Raw genomic sequence first — 7,331 nt, 5'->3', positions numbered from 1 at the left:
CGCCACGGCGAGCAGCGTCAGATACGCCAGACAGGTCAGCAGCGCGGTGAGGACGCTGCCGCCCAGCTCGTGGGCGAGCAGCAGCACGGAGGTGTGCTCATCATCGCCGTCAAGATCGTGCTCAAGCACTGAGCACGGCGTCCGTCACCGGGCGGGTCACCTACTCCGGGTGAGGTTCGAACCGGCAGGGAGGTGGACGATGGCGGAAAGGGCGCCGTCCGCCTGTCCCGGGAAGCCGTGGGAGGACAAGTTCGTGCGCTACGAGATCCGCGTCGAGGGACACCTGTCGGAGACACTGGCCAAAGCCTTTCCGGAGCTGGGCCATGTGGTGATGGCCGGCCAGACGGTCCTGTTCGGCCCGGTCGTGGACGAAGCGCACCTGTTCGGACTGCTGGCCCGCTGCCAGTCACTGGGACTGCGGGTCGTGGAGATGCGGCCGGTACCGGAGTGAAGCGACCGTCCAGGGCGGACGAGACGACGAAGATCCCCTCCCACCGCGGCGACGGTACCGACAGCTCACCCCCGGCGGGTGAGGCCGGCAGCCGGTGACAGGGGGGACGCTGGAGCAGTCAGATCCATCGCTCGGGCCACGTCGCACACTCCAACGATGATCAGGCGAGGAGGAGCCATGGCCATGTCGCGTGGTCCCACATCGCACCCCGGGCAGGGACACCGCTCCGACGGAGCCGTCCCCGCCCCTTCGGGCGGCACCGCGTACGGCCTCGCGCGGCTCGGCCGTTCCTGGACCTGGCTCCTGGGCTCGGCCGTTGCGACGTTGGTGCCGGGCGTCCTGATACTGGTCTGGCCGGAGGCGACCCTGCACGTCGTGGCCGTCCTCATCGGACTGTACCTGCTGGTGAGCGGGGTGTTCCGGTTCGTGGCCGTCTTCGGCCGGGAGGAGCCCGGAGAGCGGCTTCCGGGGCTGCTCCTGGCGGTGCTCTACGTCCTGGCCGGGGTGCTGTGCCTGCGGAACCCGCTGCAGACGATCGCCGCGCTCTCGCTGGTCACCGGGGTCGTCTGGCTGGTCTCCGGGATCCTCACCCTCTACACGGCCGTCGTCGCGAAGGACCTGCCGCACCGCGGCGTCGTCCTGGGCGCCGCGGTGCTCGGCATCATCGCGGGGATCGTGGTGCTCGCCCTGCCGTCGGAGTCGGCCCGTGCCCTGACCCGGCTGCTCGGCCTGTGGCTGGTCCTGCTGGCCCTGGCCGAGGCTGCGGTCGCCCTCGCATGGCGGGCCGCGCTCCGCAAGACCCACGCCATGGGGCCGCGCGCCCCCACGGGTACGGCCTGACACCGCACACGACGCTCTCGGGGCTCCGGGCACCCGCCCGGGCCCCGCGACGCCTCTGCCTCCTCCATCCCGTGCGGCAGCCCTCGCAGTCGGGGCGACGCACACGCGGAACGGCGCACGCATGAACCCGGCCGCATCCCCGGACCCGCGGCACCCCGGCGAAGCCGCTGACCCGGAACAGGTCATGACCGCCGAGGAAAGAGCGGAGTACGAGCGGCTGCGCCGTCACGCGGCGGTACGCCACCGGCGGGCACGGCGGGTCGGCTCCTCACTCCTCCTCCTGCCGGCCCTGCTGCTCGCGCCCGTGGCAGTCGTCGCCTCCTGAGTCCAGGACACGGTCTCCGACACCGACGTGGAGACCGCCGCGCCCCTGGCATCCGCGCCGCCCGTGCAGGAGGTCGTGATCAACCGGCTGACGGACTGAGTGGTGAACAACGTCGACGTGCGAGCGGTGACGGACGCGCTCGTGCAGACACTTCAGGACGCGGGGGCTCCACCGCGCGCCGTCGAGGGCGCCGCCTCACTCGAAGGTCCGCCGCGCAACGCGGTCAGGACCGTCGTGGACCGCACCGTCACCGGCGTGATCACCAGCGATGCCTTCCAGCAGGCGTGGGAGGGCGCCAACCGGCGCTCGCACGCCACGGTGGTGAACATGCTCACCGGTGACCGTGAGGGTGCCCTGACCTCCGAGGGCGGCACCGTCCGACTCGACGTGGGGGAGATCGTCGACCAGGTGCGGGAGCGGCTCGTCGACGCGGGCTTCGACACGGCCGCGGCCATCCCGGACGCCGACCGGACGATCACCTTGTTCGAGACAGAGCAACTGGGCAAGGCTCAGGACGCGATGCGGCTGCTGGACGTCCTCGGCGCCCGGCTCCCCGTCCTCACCGTCGTACTGGCCGCGCTCGCTGTGCGGACCGCTCCGGCACACCGGGTCATGCTGATGATCACCGCGGCGGGCGTCGGCGTGATGATGGCGGTGCTGCTCGTCGCCCTGGCCGTGCTCCGGCGTGCCTACCTGGCCTCGGTCCCGCCGACGGCCCTGCCCGGCGAGGCGGCCGCGGTCATCTACGACACCTTCGTCCGCTTCCTGCGCGACAGCACGCTCGCCCTGCTGGCCGGGGCGGTGATCACCGCACTGGTCGCCTACCTGTACGGTCCGGGACGCCTCGCGCGTGGGGTCCGGGCGACGGCGGACCGGGCCACGACGGCCACCGGCAGGGCGCTCTCGCAATCGGCGTGCGCTCCGGTGCCATGGGACGCCGACTTGCAGATCACCGGAAGTGGATCACCGGAGTGGTCATGGCGGCCGGAGCTCTCCTGGCCCTCTCCGGCCTGGCCCTCGGCGAGTACGTCGCCTCCACCACCTGGTACCGGACGTCCGCCCTCGGCCGCACGCTCACCCGTGCCGGGTGAGGCCGTCCGTGCCGTGCCGTGCCCACTCTGAGGACAGCGCCCGCCGGCAGCCCGGCGAGCACCGACGACGGAGGAAGATATGAGCGCACAGACGTATCTGGCGTACGACTACCCCCTGCTCAGCGTCTTCTGGAGCATGCTCCTGTTCTTCCTGTGGATCATGTGGTTCGTCCTGCTCTTCCGCGTGGTGGTCGACATCTTCCGTGACGACGACATGAGCGGCTGGGCGAAGACCGGCTGGCTGGTGCTGACGGTCCTGCTGCCCTTCCTCGGCGTCTTCGTCTACGTGATCGCCCGCGGCAAGAACATGGGCCGCCGTGAGATAGCGCAGGCCCGGGCACAGCAGGAGGCCTTCGACGCCCGCATCAGGCAGGCCGCGGGCAGCGAGGGCCGGCCCAGCAGCGTCGACGAACTCGCCAGGCTGTCGGAGATCCGCGACCGCGGCGCCATCACGGACGACGAGTTCCGCAAGGCGAAGGAGCTCGTCCTGACGGGCCACGCACCAGCCGGCCCCTCGGGCTCCACCACCCACGCCTCCCACCGTTGAGCGATCGGCGCTGACCTCGCCTCGAACCCCATGACACACGCGTCGGCGATGTGTGCCCCATGCAGTTGAGTGGGGGGCCTCTCCCGCACTCGCCCCCCCTTGCGTACGGCAGCACACATGCACCACCCGTCCGGCGGTTCCGAGGACGACTCCGGCGCACTGTTCGGACTCGACGCCCTCACTCCTCGACCGGCCGCCACCGACCGGCGCCCCTCCTTCCGCACCTCCGCCGTGGCCCGGCGGCTGCTGCCCGTAAGGGAGACCTACGCCGAGGCCGCGGCTGCCGGGTCGCCACGCGGGAGGCAGATCAGCGCCAGGTTCCCCGACACGCGCATGACGAAGGTGGAGTCCCACTGGCGCCTCCCCGGGCTGCACGGCAACCAGGGGAACATCGAGCGCTGGGTGCGCATCAAGGGGGGAGACGCTGGTCCTGGGCGAGAAGAAGACCCTCACCACACACCCCAACGGCCGATCGGCGCACTGGATCGCTCCCGGCCCCTCCAACGGCTGCGCGATGGCCTGTGCCTACTGCTACGTGCCCCGGCGCAAGGGGTAAGCAGCAGCCCCATCACCGTCTTCACCAACATCGACCGGATCGTCGCCCACATCGCCCGGCACGTGACGCGGCAGGGGCGCAAGCCCGAGCCGAACCCGTGCGACGCGCAGTCATGGGTGTACGACATCGGGGAGAACGGCGACTGCGCGGTGGACGCACTGATCTGCGACAACACCGCGGATCTGGTGCACGCCTTCCGGCGGTGGCCGACGGCCAAGGCATCCTTCGCCACCAAGTTCGTCAATCCCGACCTGCCGGCCCTCGACCCGCGTGGCCGCACCCACATCCGGTTCTCGCTGATGCCGCCGGACGACGCCCGACGGCTCGACGTGCGCACCTCCCGTCGCCGAGCGTATCGGCGCGGCGGCCGACTTCCTGGACGCGGGGTACGAGGTCCACTTCAACCTCTCCCCCGTGGTCGTCCGCCCCGGCTGGGAGGATGCCTGGGCCGAGTTGCTCATCCACCTCGACGACGTCCTGCCGCAGCGGGTGAAACAGCAGGCGGAAGCAGAGGTGATCATGCTCACCCACAACCGGGACCTGCATGAGGTCAACCTCGGCTGGCATCCCCGTGTCGAGGAGGTCCTGTGACGCCCGGAACTCCAGCAGGCCAAGCGCTCCGAGAACGGCGCCCTCAACCTCCGCTACCGCAACGACGTCAAGGGCGAGACGGTACAGACCCTGCGCTCCCTGACCGACCGCCACGCCCCGTGGCTGCGTGTGCGCTACGCCTTCTGAGCGACGGAAGGGCCAGAACGGCGCCGGGGAAGCAAAGCATGCCGTGTCGCGTTTCGGACCGGGCCCCCGCGCCGCCGCGCAGGGGCCCGGGAGTGCGCCGCCTCCCGTATCCCTCGCGTCGGCAGGCACTCGAACGGGACGCCGGTCCCGAACCCTTACCCACCCTTCGGGGCAACCCTGTGCGGCGGATGCACCCACACGCCGGGCACCGCGGAGGGGGCGCTTCTGCACACCGGTCGGGGATCGCCCGAATGCCGGGGATGCGAGCAGCCGCCGACAGGGCAGTCAGTGCTACATGAGTGATCACCACCAGGGACCAGCCGCAGCCCACCGCCGTCCGCCCGGCATGACCGACGCCACCGTCCGGGCATTGGGTGCCCTGTCCAAGGCACTGGAGACGACCGAACGCGCGCGAGGTCACCTCTACGCCTTCCACCAGCTGACGGGCGGGGCCGACTTCGAGCTGGACCGCGCGGTCGACCTCATGCACGAGGCCGGTCACCCTCAATGGGCGGAACGGATCCGGCACGAGATCACGGGCCGCAATGTCATTCCGGGGCACTGGACCTTCCAGCTCATCGAGGCCTACGACGAGACCTACTACGAACCGTTCAAAGCCACGGAGAGGGAAGCGCGTCGGGAACTGGCCGACGGCAGGGACCACCTGTACGAGGCCGAGCTCAAGGAAGAGCGCCGCACCGGTGGGCACCCCGATCACGCGCCCCGGCCCGACGTCACACCGCAGGGGTGACCGGTCCTTTCCCGGGCGTCGGCGGCCCGGCCCGGTTCCTGTCGGCAGGGCCACGCCGCCGGATGGCCCATCTCACCGGTTCGGGACCTTTATACACATAACCTGCACGGTATGAACAAATGCCATATCGCATATCTGGCGTGCGCGGCGGCGCTGCTCGGGACGGGCCTCGGGGCCGCCCCGTCGACCGCCGGCCGCACGGTCCATCTGGTGAGACCCGGGGAATCGATCCAGGAGGCGGTGGACAGCGCCCGGCCGGGTGACACCGTTCTGCTGGCGCACGGCACCCACCACGGAAGCGTCGACGTGACCACGCCCGGACTCACCCTGCGCGGCATGGGCCGCGGCACCGTGCTCGTACCGGAGGCGGGCGCGAGCACCACCGCCGCTCCCCCCGGCGGCACGGCCGCCGAGAGGGCCGCCGACAGCTGTGCCGCGGCCGGTAACGGCATCTGTGTCACGGGCACGAAGGACCACGGCATCGACGGCGTCACCATCGCCTCCCTGACGGTGACCGGCTTCACCAAGACCGGCATCCACGCCAATGAGGCCGACGGGCTGACGGTGCAGAACGTCACCGCGCTCGGGAACGGGGTGTGGGGCATCGCCACGGAGCGCTCGGCCCGTGGTGTGTTCCGCTACAACACCGCCCGGGACAACGGCGACGCGGGCCTCTTCCTCGCCAACACAGTGAAGGAGGAGGAAGGCGCCACGGACACCGGCGGAACGGTGGTGGAGCACAACCGGCTGGAGGGCAACCGGATCGGCGTCACCATCCGCCGGCTTCGCAACCTTACCGTCACGGGCAACCACCTCACGGGCAACTGCGCGGCGGTCTTCGTCGTCGGCGACGAGAACAAGCCGAAGGCCGGCCTCGTGACCGTGCGCGAGAACCGCATCGAGCGCAACAACAAGTCCTGCCCGAAGACCGCCCGGCTGGACGCCCTGCAGGGATCCGGCATCGTCCTGACGGGCACCGACGACAACCTGATCACCCACAACGTGATCAGGGACAACATCGGCACGTCCCCGCTCTCGGGCGGCATCGTCGTGTTCAAGAGTTTCGTCGGCACGACCAGCGAGCGGAACCGGATCAGCGACAACCTGCTGCAGGGCAACTCCCCGGCGGACCTGGTCAACACGGACCCCGGCGAGGGCAACACGTTCCAGGGCAACTCCTGCCTGTCGTCCCAGCCCGCCGGCCTGTGCTGACCGAGCACCGTCGAGCTCCGGAATCCGAGAGTTCCACGACCGTCCAGTGATCCTCGTGCTCGATCCGAGCAACCCTCGTACTTGATCCAAGTAGAAAGGCGGCACATGACGACCACTCAGCCAGCTCCTCCGCCGTCCATGCGGCTGCGGGAACTCGCATTCGGGGCGGCATGTGCCGCCGCCCTCCGCGCGGCAGCCCGGCTGGGCGTCGCCGATGCGCTCGGTGACCGGCCCATGGCCGTTCAGGACATCGCGGCCGCGGTGAAGACCGAACCCGGCCCGCTGCGACGGCTCCTGCGGGCCCTGTCCTGCTACGGCGTGTTCGCCGAACGCCCGGACGGGACGTTCGCGCACACCGACGTCTCCCGGTTGCTGCGCGAGGACGACCCCAACAGCCTGCGCGCCATCTCGCTCTGGTGCACCGAGCCGTGGACCTGGGACGCCTGGCCCAAGCTGGACGAGGCGGTGCGCACCGGCCACAACGTGGTGGAGGGTCTCTACGGCAAGGAGTTCTTCCCCTACCTCAACGAGGACGCCCCGGAGTCGGCCGACGTCTTCAACCGCGCCATGACGACGTCCAGCGTGCAGTCGGCGCAGGACGTCGCCGCATTCCTCGACCTCACGGGATGCACCTCGGTCGCCGACATCGGCGGCGGCCAGGGTCACGTGGTGGCGAGCCTGCTGGACAAGTATCCCGACCTCCACGGGACGCTGCTCGACCTTCCCCGGGTGGTGGAGAACGCCGTCCCGAGACTGCGCACGGGCGGCGACCTCGCGGACCGCGCGCACGTCGTGCCCGGCGACGTCCGGACGGCCGTCC

General features: G+C 70.6%; 8 protein-coding genes and 1 pseudogene. All 9 read left to right on the top strand.

What is annotated here, in order from left to right; translation table 11 throughout:
• Positions 1 to 253: 253 nt before the first annotated feature.
• Positions 254 to 451 carry a hypothetical protein gene (locus tag ABZ281_RS29990; RefSeq protein WP_030847793.1) on the top strand — a complete coding sequence of 66 codons (198 nt, stop codon included), beginning with the start codon at positions 254 to 256 and terminating at the stop codon, positions 449 to 451.
• Positions 452 to 634: 183 nt separating this feature from the next.
• A complete protein-coding gene (locus ABZ281_RS29985; RefSeq protein ID WP_356660496.1) occupies positions 635 to 1,291 on the top strand; it encodes a DUF308 domain-containing protein in 657 nt (218 codons plus the stop codon).
• 184 nt (positions 1,292 to 1,475) lie between these two features.
• Positions 1,476 to 1,616, top strand: coding sequence for a hypothetical protein (locus ABZ281_RS29980; RefSeq protein ID WP_356660494.1), 141 nt, complete (start codon positions 1,476 to 1,478; stop codon positions 1,614 to 1,616).
• Positions 1,617 to 1,718: 102 nt separating this feature from the next.
• Positions 1,719 to 2,738, top strand: coding sequence for a hypothetical protein (locus ABZ281_RS29975; RefSeq protein ID WP_356660492.1), 1,020 nt, complete (start codon positions 1,719 to 1,721; stop codon positions 2,736 to 2,738).
• A 48-nt stretch (positions 2,739 to 2,786) separates the two neighbouring features.
• Positions 2,787 to 3,254, top strand: coding sequence for an SHOCT domain-containing protein (locus ABZ281_RS29970; protein WP_356660490.1), 468 nt, complete (start codon positions 2,787 to 2,789; stop codon positions 3,252 to 3,254).
• Positions 3,255 to 3,371: 117 nt separating this feature from the next.
• Positions 3,372 to 4,548, top strand: a pseudogene (locus ABZ281_RS29965) (spore photoproduct lyase family protein).
• Positions 4,549 to 4,843: 295 nt separating this feature from the next.
• On the top strand, positions 4,844 to 5,299 hold the full coding sequence (locus tag ABZ281_RS29960) for a hypothetical protein (RefSeq protein ID WP_356660488.1): 456 nt from the start codon (positions 4,844 to 4,846) through the stop codon (positions 5,297 to 5,299).
• A 111-nt stretch (positions 5,300 to 5,410) separates the two neighbouring features.
• Positions 5,411 to 6,511: a right-handed parallel beta-helix repeat-containing protein gene (locus ABZ281_RS29955; protein WP_356660486.1), complete on the top strand. Its 1,101-nt coding sequence runs from the start codon at positions 5,411 to 5,413 to the stop codon at positions 6,509 to 6,511.
• A 105-nt stretch (positions 6,512 to 6,616) separates the two neighbouring features.
• On the top strand, positions 6,617 to 7,331 hold a 715-nt coding region (locus ABZ281_RS29950; RefSeq protein ID WP_356660484.1), incomplete at its 3' end, for a methyltransferase.

The sequence above is a fragment of the Streptomyces sp. NPDC006265 genome (genome assembly GCF_040613555.1).
Taxonomy (GTDB): Bacteria; Actinomycetota; Actinomycetes; order Streptomycetales; family Streptomycetaceae; genus Streptomyces.
The sequence above is the reverse complement of the archived record's forward strand: the minus strand, read 5'-3'. Positions and strand labels throughout refer to the sequence as shown.